The 25,560-nt window shown below is 29.3% G+C and carries 22 protein-coding genes and 2 riboswitches; of the genes, 4 read left to right on the forward strand and 18 right to left on the reverse strand.

The window, feature by feature from the left end; all coding sequences use genetic code 11:
- Positions 1–16: 16 nt before the first annotated feature.
- The 15 genes from fliB (P4S50_RS16905) to recD2 form a co-directional block, all read right to left on the reverse strand.
- Positions 17–1,240 carry a flagellin lysine-N-methylase gene (gene fliB / locus P4S50_RS16905; RefSeq protein ID WP_277732010.1) on the reverse strand — a complete coding sequence of 408 codons (1,224 nt, stop codon included), beginning with the start codon at positions 1,238–1,240 and terminating at the stop codon, positions 17–19.
- 82 nt (positions 1,241–1,322) lie between these two features.
- The gene (locus tag P4S50_RS16910; RefSeq protein ID WP_277732011.1) at positions 1,323–3,005 is read right to left on the reverse strand and encodes a flagellin N-terminal helical domain-containing protein; all 1,683 of its coding nucleotides are present in this window, start codon (positions 3,003–3,005) and stop codon (positions 1,323–1,325) included.
- Between the two features lie 182 nt (positions 3,006–3,187).
- Positions 3,188–3,361 carry a carbon storage regulator gene (locus tag P4S50_RS16915; protein WP_277732012.1) on the reverse strand — a complete coding sequence of 58 codons (174 nt, stop codon included), beginning with the start codon at positions 3,359–3,361 and terminating at the stop codon, positions 3,188–3,190.
- A gap of 329 nt (positions 3,362–3,690) precedes the next feature.
- Positions 3,691–3,855, reverse strand: coding sequence for a carbon storage regulator (locus P4S50_RS16920; protein WP_277732013.1), 165 nt, complete (start codon positions 3,853–3,855; stop codon positions 3,691–3,693).
- 12 nt (positions 3,856–3,867) lie between these two features.
- A riboswitch (cyclic di-GMP riboswitch) is annotated at positions 3,868–3,951 on the reverse strand.
- Positions 3,952–4,085: 134 nt separating this feature from the next.
- Entirely contained in the window at positions 4,086–5,333 is a 1,248-nt protein-coding gene (gene fliB, locus P4S50_RS16925; RefSeq protein WP_277732014.1) for a flagellin lysine-N-methylase, read from the reverse strand.
- A gap of 117 nt (positions 5,334–5,450) precedes the next feature.
- Positions 5,451–7,148 (reverse strand): flagellin N-terminal helical domain-containing protein, encoded by a 1,698-nt coding sequence (locus P4S50_RS16930; RefSeq protein ID WP_277732015.1) that lies wholly within the window; start codon positions 7,146–7,148, stop codon positions 5,451–5,453.
- A gap of 99 nt (positions 7,149–7,247) precedes the next feature.
- Entirely contained in the window at positions 7,248–7,469 is a 222-nt protein-coding gene (gene csrA / locus P4S50_RS16935) for a carbon storage regulator CsrA (protein ID WP_277732016.1), read from the reverse strand.
- A 1-nt stretch (position 7,470) separates the two neighbouring features.
- Positions 7,471–7,896, reverse strand: a complete 426-nt coding sequence (gene fliW, locus P4S50_RS16940) for a flagellar assembly protein FliW (RefSeq protein ID WP_277732017.1) — start codon at positions 7,894–7,896, stop codon at positions 7,471–7,473.
- Positions 7,897–8,230: 334 nt separating this feature from the next.
- Positions 8,231–9,865, reverse strand: coding sequence for a flagellar hook-associated protein FlgL (gene flgL / locus P4S50_RS16945; protein WP_277732018.1), 1,635 nt, complete (start codon positions 9,863–9,865; stop codon positions 8,231–8,233).
- Between the two features lie 13 nt (positions 9,866–9,878).
- Positions 9,879–11,927, reverse strand: coding sequence for a flagellar hook-associated protein FlgK (gene flgK / locus P4S50_RS16950; protein ID WP_277732019.1), 2,049 nt, complete (start codon positions 11,925–11,927; stop codon positions 9,879–9,881).
- A gap of 15 nt (positions 11,928–11,942) precedes the next feature.
- Positions 11,943–12,431, reverse strand: a complete 489-nt coding sequence (locus P4S50_RS16955) for a flagellar protein FlgN (protein WP_277732020.1) — start codon at positions 12,429–12,431, stop codon at positions 11,943–11,945.
- Position 12,432: 1 nt separating this feature from the next.
- Positions 12,433–12,714, reverse strand: a complete 282-nt coding sequence (gene flgM, locus P4S50_RS16960) for a flagellar biosynthesis anti-sigma factor FlgM (protein WP_277732021.1) — start codon at positions 12,712–12,714, stop codon at positions 12,433–12,435.
- Positions 12,715–12,785: 71 nt separating this feature from the next.
- Entirely contained in the window at positions 12,786–13,175 is a 390-nt protein-coding gene (locus P4S50_RS16965; RefSeq protein WP_277732022.1) for a flagellar protein, read from the reverse strand.
- A 14-nt stretch (positions 13,176–13,189) separates the two neighbouring features.
- Positions 13,190–13,906, reverse strand: a complete 717-nt coding sequence (locus P4S50_RS16970) for a ComF family protein (protein ID WP_277732023.1) — start codon at positions 13,904–13,906, stop codon at positions 13,190–13,192.
- Positions 13,903–16,125: an SF1B family DNA helicase RecD2 gene (recD2, locus tag P4S50_RS16975; protein ID WP_277732024.1), complete on the reverse strand. Its 2,223-nt coding sequence runs from the start codon at positions 16,123–16,125 to the stop codon at positions 13,903–13,905. The genes P4S50_RS16970 and recD2 overlap by 4 nt, the downstream gene beginning before the upstream one ends.
- Positions 16,126–16,350: 225 nt before the next feature.
- Between recD2 and P4S50_RS16980 the strand changes: the two genes are divergently transcribed.
- Positions 16,351–18,093 (forward strand): flagellinolysin, encoded by a 1,743-nt coding sequence (locus P4S50_RS16980; protein ID WP_277732025.1) that lies wholly within the window; start codon positions 16,351–16,353, stop codon positions 18,091–18,093.
- Positions 18,094–18,176: 83 nt separating this feature from the next.
- Here P4S50_RS16980 and metK read toward each other — a convergent pair whose 3' ends face one another.
- Both metK and P4S50_RS16990 read right to left on the reverse strand, forming a co-directional pair.
- Complete coding sequence (gene metK / locus P4S50_RS16985; RefSeq protein ID WP_277732026.1) at positions 18,177–19,361, reverse strand: methionine adenosyltransferase; 1,185 nt, start codon at positions 19,359–19,361, stop codon at positions 18,177–18,179.
- Positions 19,362–19,527: 166 nt separating this feature from the next.
- Positions 19,528–19,633, reverse strand: a riboswitch (SAM riboswitch).
- Between the two features lie 70 nt (positions 19,634–19,703).
- Positions 19,704–20,147 (reverse strand): COG2426 family protein, encoded by a 444-nt coding sequence (locus P4S50_RS16990; RefSeq protein ID WP_277732027.1) that lies wholly within the window; start codon positions 20,145–20,147, stop codon positions 19,704–19,706.
- Between the two features lie 309 nt (positions 20,148–20,456).
- Here P4S50_RS16990 and P4S50_RS16995 point away from each other — a divergent pair, with 309 nt between their 5' ends.
- The 3 genes from P4S50_RS16995 (at position 20,457) to yyaC (ending at position 24,117) form a co-directional block, all read left to right on the forward strand.
- A complete protein-coding gene (locus P4S50_RS16995; protein ID WP_277732028.1) occupies positions 20,457–21,176 on the forward strand; it encodes a tRNA 2-thiocytidine biosynthesis TtcA family protein in 720 nt (239 codons plus the stop codon).
- A gap of 165 nt (positions 21,177–21,341) precedes the next feature.
- Positions 21,342–23,369 (forward strand): phosphodiester glycosidase family protein, encoded by a 2,028-nt coding sequence (locus tag P4S50_RS17000; protein ID WP_277732029.1) that lies wholly within the window; start codon positions 21,342–21,344, stop codon positions 23,367–23,369.
- A 238-nt stretch (positions 23,370–23,607) separates the two neighbouring features.
- Entirely contained in the window at positions 23,608–24,117 is a 510-nt protein-coding gene (yyaC, locus tag P4S50_RS17005) for a spore protease YyaC (RefSeq protein ID WP_277732030.1), read from the forward strand.
- Between the two features lie 35 nt (positions 24,118–24,152).
- Here the strand turns inward: yyaC and P4S50_RS17010 are convergent, their stop codons facing one another.
- Positions 24,153–25,091, reverse strand: coding sequence for an AEC family transporter (locus P4S50_RS17010; protein ID WP_277732031.1), 939 nt, complete (start codon positions 25,089–25,091; stop codon positions 24,153–24,155).
- Positions 25,092–25,560: the final 469 nt, after the last annotated feature.

Below are 25,560 nucleotides of genomic sequence, written 5' to 3' on the forward strand. Positions count from 1 at the left end.
TCTCTCCTAAATCATGTTAATCCTTTATAAGTATTGACATATATCCCATTGTCGTATAATTATTTTTATTTAACAACTCCAATACATAATTCAAATATTTATTATCATGTTCAATTACTTTATCAAAGGATTGAATAAACTTTAGTACTATATCTAAATTGAAATTCTCTTCATAATATCCTGCTATACCTATTAACTGCATTTTCATAAGTGAATAATGAACTACTAGCATTATATAATTTTCAAAAATAGTTTTGTATCTTCCAAAAGGAAATACAGTTCTAAACATATAATTCACTAGATAATTTTCTAATACATATGAATATTTTTTTAAAAGAGGATTATAATATTCTTCTAATGCATTTTTGTACCTTTCTCCTATAACTTCTTTCCTATCATCATTAGTATAATTTATACCATGCAGAAATGTTGAAAAATGCTGCCAATATTTTTCGTTATTAACACCTAAAAATATTTTTTCATCAGCTAATTCTTTTAAAAGCTCCATTTGTATAGTATTCTTTGAAGGTATCCTTGCTAAAGTTTTTTTGAAATCTCCATTTATAATCAATTCTGTATATAAATCTATAGCCTCTACAATTTTATTACTATCATTGTTTTCTATTAATTCATCTATTTTTTTATAAAATAAGCCTAAAATTATCAATCTTTCCCACAATTCATAATCTCTACTTTTCATAATTTGCATTGAAAAAGTCCTAATTTCCCAAAAATATTTAATTGGTTTCCCTTCAAAATCAATATTATTTATAACATTTCTTGTCTCATAATCTTCTTCTAATTCCTTAAATGATATTCCCTCTTCATTTAATAATGCTATTCTAGCTGCTTCAGGACATGATAAAGTTAATGATTTTTCAATAGTTCCATCAACTAGATTAGATATTCTTGGATAAGTAGCACAAGTATTTGAAAGATACGAAGATCCTAACTTTGACTGTATACCACAAAGCTTAGTTTCATCCAAAAATGGACACATTCCATCTTTAGATAATTTTATTTTAGAATATGATAATTCTGATGAGTTTGAGCGATTTCGGGAAATATTTCTTTTAAACTCTCTTTTTAAATTTATATCATTTATTTTCTCATATTTTTTATGTGTTTTACGATCTATAGTAATTCTCCAGCCTGCGCAACAAGTATCTTCACAGCTTGAACCAATACATTTAAATTTTTCCATATAGCTTGGTACAAATATTTTTCTAATTTTACCCATACTATTCACCTCATAAATCACTGATATAATTTTATTAAAAAAGGTTCTGGATTTCCAGAACCTTTACTGTATTTTATATTAATTATCTTAAAAGTTGAAGTACTGCTTGTGGTTGTTGTTTAGCTTGTGCAAGCATTGCTTGAGAAGCTTGGTTAAGAATGTTATTCTTACTAAATGCAAGCATTTCCTTAGCCATATCTACGTCTCTAATTCTTGATTCAGCTGCTGTTAAGTTTTCTGAAGATGTTCCTAAGTTATTTATTGTATGCTCTAATCTATTTTGGAATGCACCAAGATCAGCTCTTTGTGCAGATACACTTTTAATAGCTGCATCTATTTTAGTAGTTGCTTCTTGAGCTCCTTCCTTAGTTGATAAATCAACATCAGCTACTCCAATAGCATCTGATCTCATATCTTCTATTGTAACATTCATTTTTTGTCCTTCATTTGCACCAATTTGGAAGTCTACCCCTCCACCTTGAGTAGCACTACTTTGATTAGCTAAACCAAGTAATTGTGCTGCTTCACTATTATCAAATTTAATGCTACTTGATGCTTCATCAGATCCGCTCTCTACTACAAAAGATCCATCTTTAACTGATAGTTTAACATGATCAACTTCTTTATCTGTTCCAACAGTATCATTATAGTTGTCAATAGCTTTATTTAAATCTGCTTCTAACTTTGCAGCTAATGTATTCATATCGTCACCTTTAGCTGCATCTGTTGCATCTGTGAAAGACTTAGTACCAGTTCCAACTAAGTCTATTTCTATTTCTGTTCCATCTACTGTAAACTTCATTTTAGCAGCATCTCCAGATAAGCTTTGAGCCGCCTTTACAGCTGCTGCTCCTGCATCAGTATACGTTCCTTCCTTACCTGATACTAAAGCTACAGCTCCTGCTGATGAGAACTTTGTAAGATTAAATATTCCATTAGTTGTCTGTTTATCTGCTGATATTGTAGATGTTGTTCCAGTTGTTCCTGAAGTTATATTTAGTTTAGTACTACCATCAAATGAAGCTTTAACATGAGCAACATCTGTTCCATTCTTTGAATTGTATAGATCTATAGCTTTATTAATATCTTCTTGAACTAAGTTTGCTAATTTAGTTGTATCTGTTCCTGCTGCTTTATATTCAGCAACTCTCTCATCAGTCTCAAGCTTAAAGCTAATTTTTGCTCCATCAACTATTATCGTATTCTCTACAGTTTTATCTAATGTATTAAACTTATCTGTTCCAGTTACATATGCCGTAGCACTTGCTCCTTTAGCTGATGTTGCTTTACCAACTGCTGTTCCAACAACCGCTGCATTATCAGTTCCTGCAACTTTTTTAGCTCCTATTGAACCATCAATTAATTTTTGAGTATTGAATTCTGTTGTATTTCCTATTCTATCTATTTCCTCTGTTAATTGAGTGATTTCCTTTTGAATAGCTTCTCTATCATCAGCATTATTAGTATCATTTGATGATTGTACTGATAATTCTCTCATTCTTTGAAGAATAGATTCAGTTTCATTTAAAGCACCTTCTGCTGTTTGAATCATAGAAATACCATCTTGAGCATTTCTTCCTGCTTGGTCAAGACCTCTTATTTGAGCTCTCATTTTTTCAGATATAGCAAGTCCTGCTGCATCGTCTCCAGCTCTGTTTATTCTAAGACCTGAAGATAACTTCTCCATAGATTTTCCAGATGCTACTGTATTACTACTCATCATTCTGTGTGCATTCATTGCATTCATATTGTGGTTAATTATCATAATAAATTCCTCCTTGATTTTTAAAGTGAACTTCCTTTTCCACTATTTTTATTTATATCAAGCCTTCTTGGCTTAATAGCTAAGTTAATTATAAAAACAAAAAAGAAGAGTTAATTAATTAAATACAATCATCCTGATTATCTTTAGTTAATTAACTCTTCCCTGAGTTTTTAAATATTCAATTAAACTACAGTTTGTGCGTTTTCTTCTTCCCAAACTTCGCCTCTTACTATTCTCATTTCTCTTGGAGCATCTATAGCAAGTCTTAGTTGTCCACTTTCACTTTTCACAACTTTTACTTTTATCTTTTCATCAATTACTATGTACTCTCCTGGCTTCCTGCCTAATACTAACATTTAGGTTCCCTCCTCGTGTATTAAGTATTCAATATAATCAATAAAAAAATGGACGATTAATAAGTCTATTTATTCTCTTCGTCCTGAAGAGTTAAATAAACCTATTAATCGTCCATGATTATATTTATATGTTTTATTTAATTATAAGCCTTAATTTTCAAGTTACTATAAAACCATCCTAGTTGAATAATAACTATTATTTGTTTCTTACAATTAATATATCGTCACTCACTAATATTACTTTATACTTTTTTTGAATTTTTTTTATAAAAAAATAAGTTAATTCTTTTTTAGAAAAAATCAACTTATCTGATTGCGTAAAATACTATTTATTTTTCTTGTAGACTTTCCCAATTTTCTCCTCTTATTATGTTCATATCTTTAGGAGCATCTATTGCAAGTCTTAACAACCCATTTTCACTCTTTATAACTTTTACTTTTATTTTTTCATCAATTACTACATATTCTTCTGGCTTCCTGCCTAATACTAACACTATATTTCCTCCCTGAATAAAAGGCGGTTGCACTATTAACTCAATATAACTTAAGTGCCCACATACAAGTTATACATCATAGTTTCCTTTTTAATGTTATTTAATTCTATATATACCATTAATTATTATAACATTTTTATCCATAATTGTATAGTTTTTTATATATGTTTGTACTTTTTTAATAATTCAAAAATAGGTTATTGAATATATTCAATAACCTAAATATGTTTTTAATTTTTTAATAAAATTGCCATATATGACATTGTTGTAAATCCATTTAATTTTAGTAACTTGTACGCATTTTCTAAATAGCTTTCATTATGTTCTATAACCTTTGCAAAAGCTTGTATAAGTTTTATAACATGTTTATCTTCAAATTTCTCCTTATAAAATCCAGCCATTCCTATCAAATGCATTTTTATCATAGAATAATGTATTATCATCATTACATAAGTATCAAATATATCATCTTTTTTACTTGATGGGAATACATTTTTAAATACATAATTAACCAAGTAATTTTCTAATATATATTCATGCCTAGACATATATGGATTATAATATTTTTCATAAGCTAATTTATATCTTTGTGATATTTCTTCTTTAGTGGCTTCCTCAGTGTACATTATTCCAATTAAACATTCTTTTAAGCACTGCATGTATCTATCACTAGCTACTCCTCTTAAAACTCTGTCATCTGTTAACTCTTTTAATAACTCCATTTGAACAGTTATTTGAGTAGGAATAGATTCAAAAACTCCCTTATATTTATCACTATATATATCATTTATATATGATTGTATAAGTTCTGGTATTTCGTTAATCTTATCATCCTTAATGTATTCATCTAGTTTTTGATAAAACAAACCCAATATTATAAGTCTTTCCCATAATTCATATTCTCTGTTTTGAAGTATTTGAATAGTAAATACTCGTAATTCTTGGAAGTATCTTTCTATTTTATTAGAACTATTTGTTTTATGTGTATTTATTTCTTTACCTTTCAAAACTTTTTTATTAAAATGTTCTTCTATTTGATCAAACTCCATAACATTAGGGTTTAATAAAGCTAACCTTGCTGCTTCTGGACAAGACATAGAAGCTGATTTTTCTATAACACCATTAACTTTGTTATACATTCTAGGATAATCTGTACATGTTAATGAAAGATATTCTTCACCTAAATTTGAATATATTTCACATAATTTATTCTCAGATAAAAATGGACAACCCTTATCTTCATCTAATCTTATCTTAGCATATGCTATATTAGATGGATTTGAACGCTGTCTAGTAATATTTTTATTTAAGTGCTCTCTCATTTGCTTATCTTTGCAATTTCTGTATTTTTTATATGTTTCTTTATCTATATGAATACCCCATCCTACACAGCATGTATCCTCACAGGCACCACCTATACATTTAAAGTTTTTCATATATTGTGGGGTAAGTAATGTTCTTTTATTTAAATTGCTCATTTTAATTTCACCTCATTTTTTATGTCATAAGAGTTTTAACTTCTATAGTTATAAATATATAATTCCCTATAAATTATAAAATAGCCAGAGATATTTATCCCTGGCTATATATTTAAATTATCTTAATAATTGAAGTACTCCTTGAGGTGCTTGCTTAGCTTGTGCAAGCATAGCTTGAGCAGCTTGGTTAAGGATATTATTCTTACTAAATTCAAGCATTTCCTTAGCCATGTCAACATCTCTAATTCTTGATTCTGCTGCTGTTAAGTTTTCTGAAGATGTGTTTAAGTTGTTAATTGTATGTTCTAATCTGTTTTGAACAGAACCATATTTACTTCTTTCTTTAGATACTGTTTTTATAGCATTATCTAAAACTTCGATAGCACTATTAGCTCCTTCTTGTGTAGTTACATCTAAAGCTTTTTCAGATAAAGTAGAACTTGTTCCATCTGTTACATTTGCTGAAGCAGAGAATCCTGTTCCTGTTCCAACTAATCCTAATGAAGATGCTCTCATATCATCAAATGATAAAGACATAGATTGGTCTTTATTTGCACCTACTTGGAAAGTAGCTGATTCATCTGTAGTTACAGCTGTTTCTGTAAGATTAAAATCTTTTTGAATTGTGAAAGCAGCAGTATCTTGTACATCAAATGTAAAGTTAATACCGTGATCATTATAAGCTATAGATGTTGTAGCAGCTGCATTTTTAAAGTCTTCTGTTACTATAGCTGCACCATCTTTATCTAATAACTCTATTTTGTAAGTTCCATTAGCTGCATCTAATCCAGCAGCAGTTATTTTAATACTAGCTACACCTTCAATATACTCTGATGAAGTATTATCAACAGTTATATCAGTTGTAAAGCTTCCGTAAGTAGATCCTCCACCTTTTAATGTATGAGCAGTAAAGTCTGATTTTGTACCTACAGTAGCAGCTGTAATATCTTCATCACCACCACCATCAACATCATATGTAGCTAAGTCTACTTCAAATTTAGCACCATCTGTCCAACTGTCAAAGTCTTCTTTTGAAATTGAAAGCTTAATTCCATCAGCATCATAACTATAATTAGTTCCATCAAACGCTAATTTTTGAGCATTAATTGTTAATTCATCACCATCAGAATCTTTTAATGTTCCACCAGTAGCTAAAACTAAATCATCACCACTTTTAGTAATTGATACTTTAGCAGCTGCACCAGTATCTAACTTACTCCATTCGAAACCACCTGCAACAGTATCAGTGAATACCATTTTTTCATTTCCAGCACCATCAGTAATTGAAGGTTTATCTCCTGTTTGTCCTGTCCATGTAACACCTAAAGCAAATGCTGATTTATATACTCCACTATCAGCTTTTATTGTAACATCTCCTGTTGCTTTAGTCGCAGATTTATCACCATTTAATACCTTCATTCCATTGAATTCAGTAGTATTACCAATTCTGTTAATTTCAGAAGTTAATTGGTTTATTTCATCTTGGATAGCTTGTCTATCATCTGCTGTATTCGTATCAGTTGATGATTGAACACTTAATTCTCTCATTCTTTGAATTATAGATTGAGTTTCATTTAAAGCACCCTCAGCAGTTTGAACCATAGAAATTGCATCTTGAGAGTTTCTTGATGCTTGATCAAGACCTCTTATTTGAGCTCTCATTTTTTCAGATATAGCAAGTCCTGCTGCGTCATCTCCAGCTCTGTTAATTCTTGATCCTGAAGATAGCTTCTCCATAGATTTTCCTGATGCTACAGTGTTTGAAGTCATCATTCTGTGTGCATTTAATGCATTCATATTGTGGTTAATAATCATAATAAATTCCTCCCTGAATTTTTATTAGAGCGTCCATGCTCATTTTTATTTGTTACAATATATATATCGCAATTACTTTCAAATACTTTATAGTAATTTTTATTTTTTTATTAAATTTCTCAAGGTATTTATATCCATTTTAGCCATAGCCTCTTTATTTTCATTAACTACAGCTTCTTTAACTTCTTTTCTAAGTATTTCAACCTCTTTAGGGGCTTCTATTCCTACTTTCACCTTACCATCAGATATGCCAATTATTTTTATCTCTATATTTTCATTGATTATAATACTTTCATCTAATTTTCTACCAAGTATGAGCATACTACTCACCTACCTTTTCAAATATCATATATCTTAAAGGATATCTTTCATCTAATATTAATTGTTTTCCTTTTTTAGATTTATTATTTATAATAATTGGTGCTTGAAGATTAGTTCTCATTTCTTCTATATTTTCTGGTATTGTTACCATTGTATATATATGTATATCTTCATGTTTTTCTATTTCTAATTTTTTTATAGTATTATCAGGTATTTTAAATTCATACTCTTTATTTGATAAAAATGGGTTTATTATAGGAAAAGTTATATCCTCTTCAATACTTTGAATCCAATCTATAATCATATCTTCTTGTTTTACTACTACAAATTTATGTAGATATTCAAATCCTGGTATTCCATCTTCAAAATTTATTATTTCACTATCATCTATATTTATTTCACCAAAATACTTAGTACTTAATTTCAATCAAATCACCTCATCTAAATTTTTTTAATTCTATTCATAATTTGAAATACTATCAATTCACTTAGAATTAAAAATGATGCTCATTTAAATGTTAGCTACTTTTTTGTTAATATTTTTCAATAGAACTTAGATTATGCTGTTAAAATATCCGTTAAGAAACTTCTTTGTCTGACCATAGGGAGTTTAAGAAGTTTTAGAATATTTTATAAAGCAGAATCTGTAGTTTTATAAAAATATTGACTAAGTAGCGGTATTTCAATGAGTGTCATTTTTCGCTTAAACACTATATAGTTATTAAGAATCCCTAAATACTAAATAGCATTTAGGGATTAATTTATCTTATAAAATCTACAAGTGTTTGTTGGATAATTCTAGCTCCTACATTAAGAGATGCATCATATACGCTTTTTAGGTTCATAAACTCCATAGACGCTTTTCCTAGATCTGTATCCTCTGTCTGTGATAATAACTTTGTAAAGTTAACTTCTGTTTGATCTATTCTATTTTTTATTGTTTCTGCTGTATTGCTTCTTGCTCCTATTTCACTCTTTAATCTAGATATATTTTCTCTATGTCCATCTACTTCATCTAATATTTTAGATATTTTTTCTGTATCTCCTTTTTCAAGGTTATTTATAAGATCATCCATAGTATCCATAATAGTTTTGTCACCTATACCATCGTTATCAGTGTCAACAACTGCTCCAAACACTTGATCTCCTCTTACATTTACATCTAAATCTGTAGATATACCTACATTGTATTTTACTTTTTCATTACTTTCACATATATTTAACTTTTCAAGTCCTAATTGATCTTTAAGATCTTTATTATCTATTCTAATTGCGAACTTTTGATCATCTTGCATATATTTATTCTCGATTACAAGACTATTATTGTCTATATCTACTTTAAAGTAGCTGTTATTTTTTTCATCTCCAATGGTAGTATTAGAATCCATAAGTCTTATATTTATATCTGAATCGGTATTAAGTTCACTTGACTTAAATACTAAATCTTTTCCACCTGTTAAGTCTAGTTTTTCACCTGCAACCGGAGTTATTGTAACTTCACTAACTGTTTTTGATCCAACAGTTCTTGAAGCTATACTTACAGTAGCTTTTCCATCTCCAAAAGCTTTATTTACCTTATCTTGTATTATATCCTTACTAGATGCTTCTAATTCTTTATCAAATACTATCGATACACTTTCTTCTTCTGTCAGTGCATTATCTTCCTTTTTTCTAGATACAAGCGGATCATTTTGTTTAATTTCAATACTTGTTATTCCTTCACTTCCAATAGATGAATTTAATTGTTTCTCTAGTTCCTGTTGAATTTCCTCTATATTTTTATACTCTTTGGCTTCTAATTCAACTTGATATTTCCCTGTATATTTGATCCCATTCTCATCTTTAAGACCAGCTATATCCATTTCAAATGTATTATTAGGATCTTTTATATCTATTGGAAATCTCAAATTATCTGTTTTTATCTGCTTTTCCATATTTAAATTATAACTTCCATTTTCATTCATATATGGCTTATCTGTTTTGTATCCTGAGTATATATGTCTTCCTACATATGTGTCATTAGATATTTTAGTTATCTCTTCTTTAAGTTGATCTATTTCAGCTTTAATATTTATAGTATCCTCTTTTGTTAAAACTCCATTTGATGCTTGTACTGTAAGTTCCCTTACTCTTAACAATACAGAGTTCAACTCCGTGAGAGATGTTTCTGTTTTGTCTAACATTGAATCAACATCATTTATATTTTTCTTAAATTGTGCATTTTCTGCTATATCAGTATGTAACTTCATACTTCTAGCTACAAGTACAGGATCATCTGAAGGTCTGTGTATCTTTTTACCTGTAGAATAATCTTCATATATCCTACCCATTCTACTTAGATTCCTGTTCATATTCATCATCATTCTATTTACCATCATAGAATTGGTTACTCTCATATTATACGACCTCCTATAGTCCTACTTTTCCCATTCTATTGACTATAACATCTATCATTTCATCAACTGCTGTTATCATTCTAGCACAAGCATTATATGACTGTTGAAATTTAATCATATTAGACATCTCTTCATCCATAGATACTCCAGATATAGACTGTCTTGTATTTTCTATTTGAGTTACAAGAACACCTTGATTATTTACCATTCTTTCAGCCTCTTGTGCTTCCACTCCAAGATTTGAAACTAGTGATTTAACAAAATCATCTGGAGAACCCCATGTAAACATACTGTCATCATGTCTTAAGTCGCCAATAGCCTTTATATTAGAGTTATCACCAGCTATACCTTGTCCATCATCGTTATGTTTTTTTGCAACTGCTATATAATCTACATCATTTTCTATTTTTGATGATATTTGAATATCTTTAGCTGTTAATTTTTCTACTTCATACCAATTTCCTTCATCATCAGCTGCCAACGTATATCCTTTATATGTATCTTCCCATTGTTTTATAGCTTCACTTTCTGTTTTTCCAGCTTCTTTTTGTTTTTGTATATAATCTTTTATTGATGTAGGAGATGAATCCATACCTATAGCTTCCTTTACAATATCACAACTTTCACCATTTATAGTTATTGTAGGTAAAGTACTGCCTGAAGTCTTTGGTGTTATAGTCATTTTTCCATCAGTTATATTAATATCTGCAACATTTCCTAACAACTCCCCACTTCCATCTGTTGCTATTGCACCCTCAATCAATGACTTAACTGCAGCTTCGTTTTGATTTCCATCTAAATCATCTAACTTATCCTTACTTATCTCATATTTTGTTCCATTTATATTTACAATAATATTGGTATCAGCACTAATTCCACTTAAATTTTTGGATAAATCCATTTTCGTTCCTTCTAGTTTAGTAAAAATACTAGGATCATGTATTTGATTAGGTCCTAATTTTTCATTTAAAGTGAATAAGCTAGAATCACTTGTATCTTTTGATATATCTCTATCTTTAAAAAATAAATTTCCTGTTCCTGCTGAGTCTAATCCATATCCTGCAAAGTGTTGAACGTCAAGTTCTGCTGCGAATCTATTTACAAATTCATCTAATTTTTTCATGTAGTAAGGAATCCCTTTAGCTCCATCTACATCATTAATATTATCTCTCATATCTATTTGAGCTTTTAAAGCACCGTTTATATTATCAGTGTTTATAGGAGAACCTGATTCAAACCCAATTTCTCTTACATCAAATTCTATTCCTAATTCATCTTTATATTTATGAGGCTGTTTTTGCATAACTATACGATCTACTTTATTGTGAGATACTAATGGTTGTCCATTTATAGCAACTATCATTTTTTTAGAAAGGTTGTCACTTCCTTGGCTAACTTCATTTATTTCTACATCTACAATTTTTGATAAATCATCTAATAGTACATTTCTTTGGTCTCTTAAATCATTTGCATTCGATCCACCCATTTCAGCTTGATATATCTGTTCATTAAGACGTGCTATATCATTTGCATATCCATTTATTTGATTTACTGTAGATTCTATAGATGCATCTGTATCCTTTATCATTTTCTCAAACTGCGATTGCATTTGATTCATTGAATTAGTAAATGCTATAGCTCTTTCTCTAACTACCGTTCTAGTTGTTACTGATGATGCATCCTTTGATAATTCTTCAAATGAACTAAAAAAATCATCCATAACCTTTCTTATTCCACTATCCCCTGGTTCATTCATTATAGCTTCTATTTCTTCAAGTGATTTATTTCTAAAATCCCATTGTCCATATACTGTATTTTCACTTCTAAATTTGACATCCAAAAACTCATCTCTTATTTGAGTAACATGTTTTGAATCTACTCCAGTTCCTATCATTCCCGATCCACCTGGAGAACTTAAAGGATTACTTGCTGATAATTCTATTCTTTGTCTACTATATCCTCGCGTATTTGCATTTGCTATATTATGACTTACTGTATTCAATGATTTTTGAGCTGCAAATAATCCAGATTTTGCTATATTCAATCCAAAAAAACTAGACATAACTACACCTTCCTTTTAATACTTTGTATCAAAAAAATTATTACCTTTATTTTTTTGTTCATTTGCAGATTTTCCATATAACTTCGGTTCTGCTCTTGATGTTAAAAGATTTATATTAAGATCTAAGTATTCAAGCGTGATATCTAAAAGCTTACTATTAAGATTATTATTGTGTTCAAGCTCCTTTAATATCTTTCTAAGCTCATTAGCTATAGAGTTTACTTTTTCACCTTTTTCTTCATCTATATTATTTATAATGTCTTTTATATTTTCTATTTTTTCTATCCCAAGCTCTTTTTGTATACTAAGAGTAAGTCCTGCTCTTAACTTTTCAAACTCTATTATTTGCTTAACATAATTTTGTTCTTTTATCATTAAGCTGGAAATTTCTTTTGAATTATTATTTATTATATGATCCTTCTTTTCCATAGATATTTCTAAAAGACTTTTGTTAATAAGTAATTCTTGGTTTAAAACTTGTATGAATGAATCTATAGATTTCATATTAACCTCTCCAATTCAAATCTTCTGATATCATAGATTTTGCAATGTTATGCTTATCTATTGTATAAGTTCCATTCTCTATTCTTATTTTTATATCATTTACCTTATCTTCTCTTACATCTTCAACATTTTTCAATGCATCCATTGCAATTTGATAATCTTTTCCTTTTTGAGATATTTCTATTTTATCTTCTTTTAAAGAAACTTTATTTATATTCTGAGATTTATTAGCTTTGTATGCATTCATGACTTTGTGTATGTTACTAACACCATTTATTTTCATAAAAAAACACCCCTTGATTAATCTTATGCTACTATTATCGACTAAATGGGATGTTTTCTTTATATAAATTTTTATTTATTATGAGAATGATATTTTGCTTTAGGTGCTTTACTTTCTTTTAATGATTTCGCAGCTTGAGCAAGTTCTTTTTTTATTTCCGCCTTGCAAACTTCACAATACCTGCCTGTCTTTATACTCTTTGAGCATCTTTCACATGAAAGTATTGCATTTCCATCTTCAATTATTTCTATTCTTTCTTGTTTTAAGAATTTTATTATAAGTGTCTCTGATACTCCCGTATCCTCTGCAACCTCTTGAACCGTTGCACCTGGATTATCATATAGATACTCTCTTACTTTTTTAAAATCAGCATCATCATTAACTCTACATTTAGAACAATAAAGTTCTCCATGTTCACTTCCAAACATTCTACCACATTCTTTGCAATTTATAAGCTCCATTTAACATTCCTCCCTTAATATATATTTTTACCTGTTGCAAATGTAATAGCATATATTTTATTCGCTCCAGAATTTAATAATTTCTTTGATATTTCATTAACTGTAGTACCTGTTGTAAATATATCATCGACTATTAATAAGTCTTTTTTATATATTTTATTATCGTTTGTAGCTAAGGTAAACACATTTTGTAGTTTTTTTATTCTTTCTTTTTTCGTTAACTTTGATAAAAATTGAGTATTTTTATTCCTAATGACTATATCTAATACTTCTTTTTTATTAATTTTTGATAATTGTTTGCATATAAGTAGTGATTGATTATATCCTCTTTTTCTCAATCTATTTTTATGAAGTGGTACAGGTATAATATAATCAAACTTTACCCCTTCATATTCTAACTTATCATTCATAATTTCAGCAATATTATATGCTAAATAAGTTTTAGCTCCATATTTAAGCGAATATATAAGTTTATGAATATTGTCATCGTATTCAACACAGGATAATGCTCTTGTAAAAACATATTCATTAGTTTCACAATTTGAACATATATCATTTTTATAAAAATCAGTTAATGGTTTTCCGCAGTTTAAACATCCATTATTTATAAAGTTTAATTTATTAAAACAATCTTTACAAAGAGAATAAGAGTTATTCTTTGATATTGGATTTTTGCATAATATGCATTTTATATTTCTAGGATATATATAATCTATAAAATCACTTATCATTCTACTAACAATCCTTCGTCTTTAAATCTAGAAAGCTTAATATTAAGATTTGAGTATCTATCGTATATTTTATTGTTCTTCACCATATAATCTAAATATTTAATGTCTCCAACTAAAACAACTAGTTCTTTAGCTCTTGTAACTGCTGTATATAAAAGGTTTCTAGTTAAAAGCATTGGAGGTGCCCATGTTATAGGGATTATCACTACAGGAAATTCACTTCCTTGACTTTTATGTATTGTAGTACAAAAGCTATGGTCTATTTCATCAAGTTCATTGTAGTCATATTGTGCAATTTTATATTCATCAAATAATATATATACTATTTTTTCTTCTTTATCTATATGATATATATATCCTATATCTCCATTATACACACCTTCGCCGTCTTTTGTCTCATCATCATTTTTCCATTTCTTTGTATAATTATTTTTTATTTGCATTACTTTATCGCCTACTCTAAATATCCTTTTTTGAAATTTTTCTTCCACCTTAAATTTATCATTTGGATTCAGAACATTTTGAAGGCATAAATTTAAATTAAATACTCCAGTATCTCCCTTTCTCATTGGGGACAATATTTGTATATCTTTTAAATTATCTATTTTATAATAATCCGGAAGTCTTTTATGAGCTAAATTAACTATTTCTTTTAATATATCTTCTTTTTCATACTTTGGAATAAAGTAAAAATCTTTTCCTTTTACGTTAAGATCTAATTTTTCGCCTTTATTTATTTTATGCGCATTAACTACTATCATACTCTCTTTTGCTTGTCTAAATATCTCATCAAGCTTTACAACCTTTATTATATTAGAATCTATTATATCTTTTAATACATTTCCCGCTCCAACTGATGGAAGTTGGTCTGAATCACCAACTAATATCACTCTTGTTCCAGGCTTTATAGCTTTAAGTAGGTTATACATAAGTAAAATATCTACCATAGACACCTCATCTATTATAACAACATCTGCATCAAGTTGATCATCTTCGCTCTTCATAAATACCATTTCTTCATCTTCTGATGAATATCCCATTTCAAGTAATCTATGTATTGTCTTAGCTTCTTTACCAGTTGTTTCACTCATCCTCTTTGCAGCTCTTCCGGTTGGTGCTGATAAATATATATTCATTTTTAAATTCTCAAATATTTTTATTATAGTATTTATTGTAGTAGTCTTTCCAGTTCCAGGTCCTCCCGTTACTACCATAACTCCTTTTTGTAACGCTTGGATTACAGCTTCCTTTTGATTGTTTGCAAGAGTTATATTATCTTCTTTTTCTATTGAAGATATTTCTTTATCTATATTTAATTTTATATCATCAAATTCATATTGAGAAAGTTCTATTAATTTCTTACAAACTCCGTTCTCAGATATATAATATGGAATTAAATATATATTATCTTCTACAGGGCCTTTTTCTATTTGAATTTTTTGATCGAGTGCAAGCTTAAATACAATATCTTTTATGTATTCATCGTTTATTTCGAGTAGTTTAGAAGCTTCTTTTATAAGCTTACTCTTAGGCAAGTAAGTATGTCCTTCACTTAGACTTTGAGTTAGTGTATATATTATACCTTGAGATATCCTATCTTTTGAATGACGATCTATACCCATTTTAGTTGCTATATTATCAGCAAGCTTAAATCCTATTCCTCTTATATCTTCTGCTAGTTTATATGGGTTCGTCTCTACTATCTGAATAGATTTATTTTTATATTTTTTATATATTTTAAGGCAATAGTTAGGAGTTATTCCATACTTTGATAAACTTATTATTAGGTTTCTAAGTTCCCTATTATCTTGAAAGCTCTTTCCTATTGTTTCAGCCTTTTTCTTTCCTATCCCATCTACTTGAGTAAGTTTTTCGGGATTCATTTGTATTATATCAAGTGTATTAAGTCCAAATACATCTACTATTTTTCTAGCCATTTTAGGCCCTATCCCCTTTATAAGTCCAGCGGATAAATATATATATATTCCTTCCTCCGATTCAGGTGTACAGGGAATAAATGAACTCACTTCAAACTGAGGTCCATACATCTTATGATTTATCCACTTTCCATCAAGTTCAATAGTCTCACCTACTGTTATAGTCGGCATACATCCTACTATTGTGACTTCATCATTTGAGTGTTCAAGGGCGGCTACTGTATATCCATTATCGTCGTTTTTAAATACAATTTCAACTACCATTCCCTTTATTTTTTCCATAGCATCTTCTCCTAAATAGTTATAATACTACTATTATATCAAAAAATTCGTACTTTAATATTTTACTTTATAATCTTATACATAAATTTCAAATTACATAATCATATATATGATGTCGATATATATTAAGAATAATATATTATATCAAGGATGATAACGACATTAGTATTATTATTCACAAGTTATATGGAACTAATGTCAGAAAATTTCAAGGAGGATAAAAAAATGATAATAAGTCATAACATTAATGCAATTAATTCACACCGGACAATGCATCAAAACATTTTAACACAAAAAAAATCTATTGAAAAATTATCTTCAGGCCTTAGAATAAACAGAGCTGGAGATGATGCAGCAGGACTTGCAATATCAGAAAAAATGAAATCACAAGTCAGAGGACTAAACCAAGGCTCTAGGAATATCCAAGATGGAATTAGCTTAATACAAACAGCTGATGGAGGCTTATCAGAAATACATTCTCTTTTACACAGAGGAAGAGAGCTTTCTGTACAATCATCAAATGACACATTAACTAAAGATGATAGAAATGCTATACAACAAGAAATAAATCAAATAAAAGAAGAGGTAGATAAAATATCTCAAAATACTCATTTCAATGGAAAGAAGTTATTAAATAACTTTGTAAGCCCTGGATTATCAAAAGAAAATAATGTAATCAACGGCTTAAAAGATGGATGGCTAGAAGAAGCTGAAAAAATAATAAAGGATGTATATGGGTTAGAAGGGACAGGAACCAATAATCTCCATATAATACTAGAAGATGATGCCCCATACGGAAGCTTAGCTTATGTAGGAGGAACGGTAACTGATTTAGAATTACATATAGACTTAGCCGACTTTGACCCAGCAACAGGTGAAAGTGGAGATACTATATTAGGAAAAGGATTTTATGCAGATAGAATTATAGCACATGAAATGACCCATGCAGTAATGAATGATAGCTTTGGTGCAGCTAAAATGAATGATTTTCATACAAATAATGCTGTATGGTTTGTGGAGGGTACTGCAGAGTTTATTCCAGGATCAGACGAAAGATTAAAAAACGTTATAGGAAATGCTGGTCAAACTGGTATAGACAACACAAAGTTAGATTCACTAATAAATAGAGCTAAAGACTTATTAAATGGAGCAGCTTGGAGTGGAGATGATACAGATTATTCAGCAGGGTATGTAATATCAAAATTCTTAGATACGCAGCTTCAAGGAAATGGAAGTGATTTTTCAGCATTAATGACAGCAATAAAATCAGGTGGTGCTACGGCTACAGCTACTTTAAAGACTGAAATAGGTAATTTAACAGGACTAGGAAGCTACGCAAACTTTGTAACGGAATTTTCTAAGGCAGGAGCAGGCGGAGCAAATGATTATATTCAAAATACTATAACTCTAGATTGGGGAGCAGACGAAGTTGATACAGGTTCAATAAAGGGTTCTGACCACTCAGGATTAGACTTAAATGCAGAGAAAGTAATAGATGAGAGTTCATCGACATCTAAAGAACAGCCTTTATCTAAATTTAATGTTATATGGCCATCAGTAAAAGAACCAGAACCATTATTAGACCCATTAAAAATACAATCTGGTGCAAATGCTGGTGATTTTATAGAAATAGATTTAGTAGGAGTAACATCTGAAGCTTTGGATATACACGATATAGATGTTATAGATGAATCAAGTTCATCAATAGAGAAATTTGATAAAGCAATAAAAACAGTTTCAATGTCAAGGGGGAAGTTCGGAGCATTACAAAATAGATTAGAACATTCTCTAGCTGTAACCTTTAATACATCAGAAAACCTAACAGCATCAGAGTCAAGGATAAGAGATGTTGATATGGCAAAAGAGATGATGAAGTATAGTAAAACTAATATATTACAGCAAGCATCACAAGCAATGCTATCTCAAGCTAAACAACAACCACAAGCAGTACTTCAACTATTAAGATAATTCCATAAAAAACTAAATTTATATTTAAATATTATTTTTCAAAACAAAAGAGGCTTATTCAAGCCTCTTTTTTAGTGTTTATATTATTGTAATGCTTCTTTTTTAAGTATTTCAGCCTTATCAGTTCTCTCCCAAGTAAAGTCAAAATCAGTTCTTCCAAAGTGTCCATAAGCTGCTGTATTTCTGAATACAGGCTTTTTAAGATCTAGATCTCTTATTATAGCTCCTGGTCTTAAGTCAAAGTGCTTTTTAACAAGTTCTACTAGTATTTCTTCTGAAACTTTACCAGTTCCAAATGTTTCAACCATTATAGATACAGGTTCAGCAACTCCTATTGCATAAGCTAGTTCTAATTCACATTTTTTAGCAAGTCCTGCTGCAACTATGTTCTTAGCAACATATCTTGCTGCATAAGCTGCAGATCTGTCAACCTTAGTAGCATCTTTTCCTGAGAATGCTCCACCACCGTGTCTTGAGTATCCACCGTAAGTATCTACTATTATCTTTCTTCCTGTAAGACCTGCATCTCCACAAGGTCCTCCTATAACAAATCTTCCTGTTGGGTTAACTAATACTCTAGTATCAATGAATAGATTTTCTGGTATAACAGGCTTTATAACATGCTCTATTAAATCTTTCTCTATTTGCTCTCTAGTAACATCAGGGCTATGTTGAGTTGATATTAAAACAGTGTCTACTCTTACAACATTATCTCCATCATATTCAACTGTAACCTGAGTTTTTCCATCCGGTCTTAAGTATTTTAATGTACCATTTTTTCTAACCTCTGATAATCTTCTTGATAATTTGTGAGATAAAGATATAGGCATAGGCATTAATTCTTCTGTCTCATCACAAGCAAATCCAAACATTATACCTTGATCTCCTGCTCCTACTGCTTCAACTTCATCTTTCATTGTTCCTTCTTTACTTTCTAGTGCTTCATCAACTCCCATGGCAATATCCGAAGACTGCTCATCTATAGCAAGAAGTACTGCACAAGTATCTCCATCAAATCCATATTTAGCTCTATCATAACCTATTTCTTTAATTCTGTTTCTAACAACTCTTTGAATATCAACATAAGCATTAGTAGATATTTCACCAGATACTAAAACAAGTCCTGTAGTAACTGATGTCTCACACGCAACTCTTGAATTAGGATCTTTCTCAAGTAATGCATCTAATATTGAATCTGATATTTGATCACATATTTTATCTGGATGTCCCTCTGTAACTGATTCTGAAGTAAATAATCTTTTAGCCATTTTAATACCTCCAATTTTTTATTTTTATATTTTGTCCTAAAGCTAAAAAAACTAAAACTCTATGTATTATAAATAGAGATACGAACTTAACAGCTTTTGGATTGTATGCTTGTATATAAAAAAAAGTTTCTTCCGCAAAGAAGAAACTAATTTATATTTAAATTAGACCTCATCTTCCAAAGCTTCGCTTTGTAGGAATTAGCACCATTCTCCATTGCTGGATGGTTGCTGGGTTTCATCGGGCCTATTCCCTCCACCACTCTTAATAAGGTATTAAGAATTATATTCAATTAACTAACTTAGTTCATAATACTATTTTCAGATTTATTTGTCAATAAATATTTAAGTAAAAGTTAAAGTAATAAAAGAAACTATTACTCCAGATAATATATTACCTATAACAATTCCAAGTACAGCATCTTTAATCCTCATATTGAAAACAGAGGCAACCATGGCTGCTGTCCATGTTCCCGTAGTAGGAAGAGGAATCCCAACAAATAGTATTATACCCAATAATTTTTTTCTCATTATTTTTTCACTATTCTTATTTACCTTATTATCTAAGAAATCTCCAAGTTTTTTAAAATATCTGTTCTTCTTAAGCCACTTAAGTAAATCCTTAAAAAACATTATCAAAAATGGAGCTGGAACTATAGCTCCTATAACACACGCTATATAAACATATATCGGATTAAGCTTTTGAACTATTCCAATAGGTATGGCCCCTCTAAGCTCAATTATGGGAACCATTGATATAAGCATCAAATGAATGTATTCTGAAATCATTAATATTGTCCTCCCCATTTACAAAATTCAATACATCTATTATATCTTAAAATTTAATACTATTGTAATTGAATTTCTATTATTTTTAATATAAACTCATTGTATGGATTTAAATATTGTATACATAAAAAAATTCTTCCATGAAGAATCTTAAATGTAAATTTTTTTGAAACTAATAACGGAATTTATATTTATCTACAATTTAAATATGAATATAATTTCCTATTCATTATAACAAAATCTTCAACTTACATTATATTCTTTATAAGGTAAGTTCTTGAATCAGAATTACATATCGAGGAGTGCAAAATGAAAAAAATAATAGGAAAAGTAAGAAAAGCCTGTGATGATTATAATATGATACAGGATAATGATAAAATAGCAGTAGGATTTTCAGGAGGAAAAGATAGTATAGCTCTTATATACGCCCTTAAGTTATTTCAAAGATTTTCTCCTAATAAATTTGAACTAGAAGCAATAACTGTAGACCCTGGATTTGATAATATGAATTTGGATGCTGCTAAAGAATTTTTAAAAGAAATAGATGTACCATACACTATAATCAAAACAGAAATATCTAAAATAGTATTCGATGAAAGAAAAGAGTCTAACCCCTGTTCATTATGCTCCAAAATGAGAAGAGGAGCTTTAAATGAAGAAGCAAAAAAAAGAGGAATAAATAAATTAGCACTAGGACATCACCTTGACGATGGAATATCCACTCTATTTTTAAGTATGTTTTATGAAGGACGAATAAATACATTCAAGCCAGTTACATATCTTGACAGAATAGATATCACTACCATAAGACCCTTAATATATATAACAGAAGATATTATAATAGAGTCAGTGAAAAATAATAATCTACCCGTTCTCAAAAGCCCTTGCCCTGTTGATGGCAAGACAAAGAGGGAATTCGCAAATGACATAGTAGACGATATAGCAACTAAAGTTCCTCATTTTAGAAAAAGAATGCTTAAAGCTATGCAAAATAAAGAGCAAATTCAATTGTGGTTTAAACCCGAATAGGGTGAATAAAAAATTCGCTTTATGCTAACGCATAGCTCATGTCGCCAACGAGTCCTACGGGCTCCGTTGCTTAAAATAATTGATACTGTAGTCCTTTTAGCAATGTTATGTGTAAATTAAAAACTATATAGTTGCTAATTGACTATACAAAGGAGTGATTTTTTCATGAATAAAAAACTTATAGGATTTATGTTAGCAGGTTTCTTTATGCTTTCATCTTCAACTAATATATTTGCAAGTTCAATTATACGTGAAAGTCAAAAAGAAATGATGCTTGCAAATGGCGTAACCTATAAAAATGTATATACTTTCACAGAAAGTGGTATACAAAATGTAAATCTAGTTTACGTAGATTTAGATAATCCAGACATAAAATTAGATTTATTATTCAATAAAGAAGGATTTCATACAACTCAAAAAGTTAGTGATATGGTAAAAAATGATTCTTTAGATCCTAATAATGGTGATATACTAGCTGCTATAAATGCTGACTTCTTTAGTATGTCAAAACCAGCATTTTCATTAGGACCTATGGTTAAAGATGGAAAAATTTTATCAACACCTCATTATCAAATAAATAAATATTCTACATTCTTAGCTGATAAAAACAAGAATGTATTCTTCAATTACATAAAACCAGATGTTAGTATAACTGATTTAACAAAAAATACTCAAATACCAATAGCCGCTATAAACAAACCTAGTAAATATTATGCAAATATAGTAATGTACACAAGTGAATATTACAAAAACTCACCAGGAGCTAATGATACTTACTACGATCTTTGTGAAGTAGTTGTGGTAGATGATGTTATTACAGATATAAGATATGGACAACCTCCAGTTGCAATACCTGATAATGGCTATGTTCTATTAGCAGCCGGGAATAATGGTCTAACTCTTAGAGATTCTTTCACTGTAGGAGATCAGCTACAATTAAACTCTGCATTTAGCCTAGATTATCAAAATAATATAGACCTTGCAGTAGGGGGAGGAAGTTTAATTTTAAAAGACGGAGAGCTATATCCTCCAACACAAAAAGTTTCTGGAAAAAGCCAAAGGTCTGCAATAGGTGTAACTTACGATAATAAACTTATCCTATTTACAACAGACGGAAGACTTCCTAACGTCATAGGAATGAAAGAAGAAGATGTTGCTAATTATATGAAATCTTTAGGTTGTAAAGATGCTATGCTTTTCGATGGTGGAGGATCTACTGAGCTTATCGTAAATGATAAAATAGTAAACAACCTCGTAGGTGGAGCCGAAAGAAGAATTGTTGATTCTTTAGCTATTAAATCAATGGCTCAAAAAGACGAATTTTCATCTATTCAAGCATTCATAGACAATGATTTTGGATATGTTAATGATAAGTTCAAACTTACTGTAAATACATTTGATTCAGACCTTGATCCACTTAATATACCTATTGAAAATATGAATTTTAGCGTATCTGGAATAGAAGGAACATTTAATAAAAACATATTTACTCCAACTAGTGCAGGTGAAGGTATTATCCATGTAGAATATGGAAATAAAGATGCTTCTATCCCTGTATCTATAGTTGGAAAATCCAATACAGACCCTAATTTAGTAGATGAATTAGGAGATAAAGGAATAAACATAGCCTTTTTAAGCGATATGAATAAAACAAACACATTACTTGATAATTTAATTCATGCACAGTATAAAGAAGATATAGAAAAAAATGCAGATAATTTATTCTTATTATCTAATTCAAATACAGGATTTGATCAAAACTTGAATAAGCCCCACTACAATTTTAACGGATCTTATTCAAGTCAAGTTGTAGATAACAACCTTATAGTAAATCTTAATAGCTCAAACGGAGGATTCTTTAAATCTGCTGGTCAATGGGATTTCTTTAGAAACTCACTGAACACTACACTTGACAACGTATTTATAGTTCTTAATTCTAAAGAATCCTTAAAAGTAAAAGACGAAGCATCTGAATTTAAAAGATCTTTACATGAAGCTTCAAAGAATAAAAATATATATGTTATTTATAGAGGAAATGATTTCAATCAAACAGTAGAAAATAATGTAAGGTTTATAAGTATACCAGACTATAAAGATGTATATAAAGATAACTTGTTAAATGATTGCAGATACCTTTTAATTAATATAGATGGCACAGATATAAAATACACTTATAAAAAAGTTCTTCTTTAGAATAATCTTAAATGTAAACTTTTTTAAAAACTCTAAAGGGAAGTATATTTATCTACAAGTTACAAATAAATATACTTCCCTTTATGACACTTCTATTTTAACTGAATTTTCAATTATTTTATTTTTTTCGAGAACCTTATCATAGTTTTGAGCATAATATGTAATATGAGGAAGTGTAGATTTAAACTTTCTCATATTTTTTTATTTTCTCCATATAATTAATTAGGAGGTGCTATCTGTGTATTTGGCTAAGGCAAATTATAAAGAAGAAAATGTCATTTGTGTTTTAAAAGAAATTTTAACAACTATAATCAACGATAACACGGTTATAATTTGTATAGGAACAGATAGATGCATAGGCGATTCTCTAGGTCCCCTAGTTGGAACTATGCTAAAGAACAGTGATTATAAATATCCTATTTACGGAACTTTAGATGATCCTATTCATGCCCTGAATATTAATGAATCACTAAATTATATAAAAAACAAACATCCTGAAGCTAATTTCGTAGCTATAGATGCTTGTTTAGGAGAAGTTAACAATATAGGTAATATTCAAATCAGAGAGGGCCCTATTCTTCCTGGAAAAGGAGTTGGAAAAACACTTCCTAAAATAGGGGACTACTCAATAGTCGCTATAGTTGATGAAATTGATGAGAACAGTAAATTTGCATTTAATAACATACGTCTTAGTTTTATCGTTCAAATGTCAGAGTTAATAGCAACATCTATCATACTCTCATCTTAGAATTTGTATTATAATAACTTACATGCTCAAAAACTTTATATCTTACTGTTCATCAAAAAGACTATTAACGGTATTGTTATTACGGATAACAAAGTAGTTATAAATATCCCTTGAGATGCTAGTATATGATCATTATCGTATTTAGTTGCAAATATAGCACAATTAGCAGCACTTGGCATTCCAGATACGATAGATGGTATACCTAATAATAAACCATTTAGATGAAATACATTTTTCAAAGTAAAAAACACTATACATGGAATAATCAAAAGTCTTAAACAAGATACTATTAATAAATATTTATTCTTAAGAGCATCATTTATGCTAGATTGAGCTAGTATAGATCCTACTAGTATCATAGACATAGGCGTTGTAGTGTTTGCAAGAACATTCAATATATTATATATCGGAGTAGGTATCTTTATAGATAATAAAAATAAAGTATACCCAACTATTATTGCAAGCATTCCCGGATTAACAATTATCTTCTTTAAGTTCATATCACTTGACTCTTCAGAATGTCTAGACATTATCATAACCCCAAAGCTCCACACCAATATGTTAAAAGGCATATTAAATAAAGCTGTATAAAAAACTCCAGAATCTCCATAAATAGCACTTATAACAGGATACCCCATAAATCCTACATTAGGAAATATGATCAAATACTGTAATATATCCTTAACCTTTCCTTTAACATCCATGTTTTTTATAACAAAAAAAGATATTACTATAGACATTAGATACATAGCTATAGATATTATTATTATTCCTATACTACTTTTTAGCATTTGTATCGAAAACTCATACTGCATAGATTTTATTATTAAACAAGGAAGTGTTATATATAAAACTATATTACTAAGCTCTTTATTGAGATTCTGAGTTATAAGTTTTTTCTTATTCGCTGTATATCCTATTAATATTAGTGCGAATAACATAAATACCTGATTAAATGTAGACATGAAATTCATATTGTACCCCCATTAATTTTTTGTTATCTTATATAATATACTATTTAAAGAAATTTTGTCTATTAATTTTATATATCCCTTAAGATATTGTTACCTTATATGTATTTAAAGCCTTTATTTTTAGAGGCTTTGAATACATATTTTTTATTTTATATTTATTATTAAAAGTATCTAATTTGATTATATATCATTATTTTTATATAAGTTGCATAATAAAAAAGTATTCCTTTAAAGATTCTAAATGCAGACTTTTATGAAATTCGTAACAAAAATCATAAAAAATGAAGCTTATTAAAATGTTAGTTAATGATTTAAATGTTTTTGTATAGAACTTGTATTACGTCGTTTGAATATCCGTTAAGAAAGTTCGTTGTCTGAACGTAGTGAGTTTAGAACTTTCAGGAAATTCAATAAGACGTAATGCTTAGTTCTATTAAAAGCATTTAATATATTAACGGTATTTTAATGA

The sequence above is a fragment of the Tepidibacter hydrothermalis genome (assembly GCF_029542625.1).
Taxonomy (GTDB): domain Bacteria; phylum Bacillota; class Clostridia; order Peptostreptococcales; family Peptostreptococcaceae; genus Tepidibacter_A; species Tepidibacter_A hydrothermalis.

Bases quoted from the DNA above. Each gene is read 5' to 3' on its own strand.
- fliB (WP_277732010.1), bottom strand. From the start codon at position 1,240: ATGGGTAAAATTAGAAAAATATTTGTACCAAGCTATATGGAAAAATTT.
- P4S50_RS16910 (WP_277732011.1), bottom strand. From the start codon at position 3,005: ATGATAATTAACCACAATATGAATGCAATGAATGCACACAGAATGATG.
- P4S50_RS16915 (WP_277732012.1), bottom strand. From the start codon at position 3,361: ATGTTAGTATTAGGCAGGAAGCCAGGAGAGTACATAGTAATTGATGAA.
- fliB (WP_277732014.1), bottom strand. From the start codon at position 5,333: ATGAGCAATTTAAATAAAAGAACATTACTTACCCCACAATATATGAAA.
- P4S50_RS16930 (WP_277732015.1), bottom strand. From the start codon at position 7,148: ATGATTATTAACCACAATATGAATGCATTAAATGCACACAGAATGATG.
- csrA (WP_277732016.1), bottom strand. From the start codon at position 7,469: ATGCTCATACTTGGTAGAAAATTAGATGAAAGTATTATAATCAATGAA.
- flgL (WP_277732018.1), bottom strand. From the start codon at position 9,865: ATGAGAGTAACCAATTCTATGATGGTAAATAGAATGATGATGAATATG.
- flgK (WP_277732019.1), bottom strand. From the start codon at position 11,927: ATGTCTAGTTTTTTTGGATTGAATATAGCAAAATCTGGATTATTTGCA.
- P4S50_RS16955 (WP_277732020.1), bottom strand. From the start codon at position 12,431: ATGAAATCTATAGATTCATTCATACAAGTTTTAAACCAAGAATTACTT.
- flgM (WP_277732021.1), bottom strand. From the start codon at position 12,714: ATGAAAATAAATGGTGTTAGTAACATACACAAAGTCATGAATGCATAC.
- P4S50_RS16965 (WP_277732022.1), bottom strand. From the start codon at position 13,175: ATGGAGCTTATAAATTGCAAAGAATGTGGTAGAATGTTTGGAAGTGAA.
- P4S50_RS16970 (WP_277732023.1), bottom strand. From the start codon at position 13,906: ATGATAAGTGATTTTATAGATTATATATATCCTAGAAATATAAAATGC.
- recD2 (WP_277732024.1), bottom strand. From the start codon at position 16,125: ATGGAAAAAATAAAGGGAATGGTAGTTGAAATTGTATTTAAAAACGAC.
- P4S50_RS16980 (WP_277732025.1), top strand. From the start codon at position 16,351: ATGATAATAAGTCATAACATTAATGCAATTAATTCACACCGGACAATG.
- metK (WP_277732026.1), bottom strand. From the start codon at position 19,361: ATGGCTAAAAGATTATTTACTTCAGAATCAGTTACAGAGGGACATCCA.
- P4S50_RS16990 (WP_277732027.1), bottom strand. From the start codon at position 20,147: ATGATTTCAGAATACATTCATTTGATGCTTATATCAATGGTTCCCATA.
- P4S50_RS16995 (WP_277732028.1), top strand. From the start codon at position 20,457: ATGAAAAAAATAATAGGAAAAGTAAGAAAAGCCTGTGATGATTATAAT.
- P4S50_RS17000 (WP_277732029.1), top strand. From the start codon at position 21,342: ATGAATAAAAAACTTATAGGATTTATGTTAGCAGGTTTCTTTATGCTT.
- P4S50_RS17010 (WP_277732031.1), bottom strand. From the start codon at position 25,091: ATGAATTTCATGTCTACATTTAATCAGGTATTTATGTTATTCGCACTA.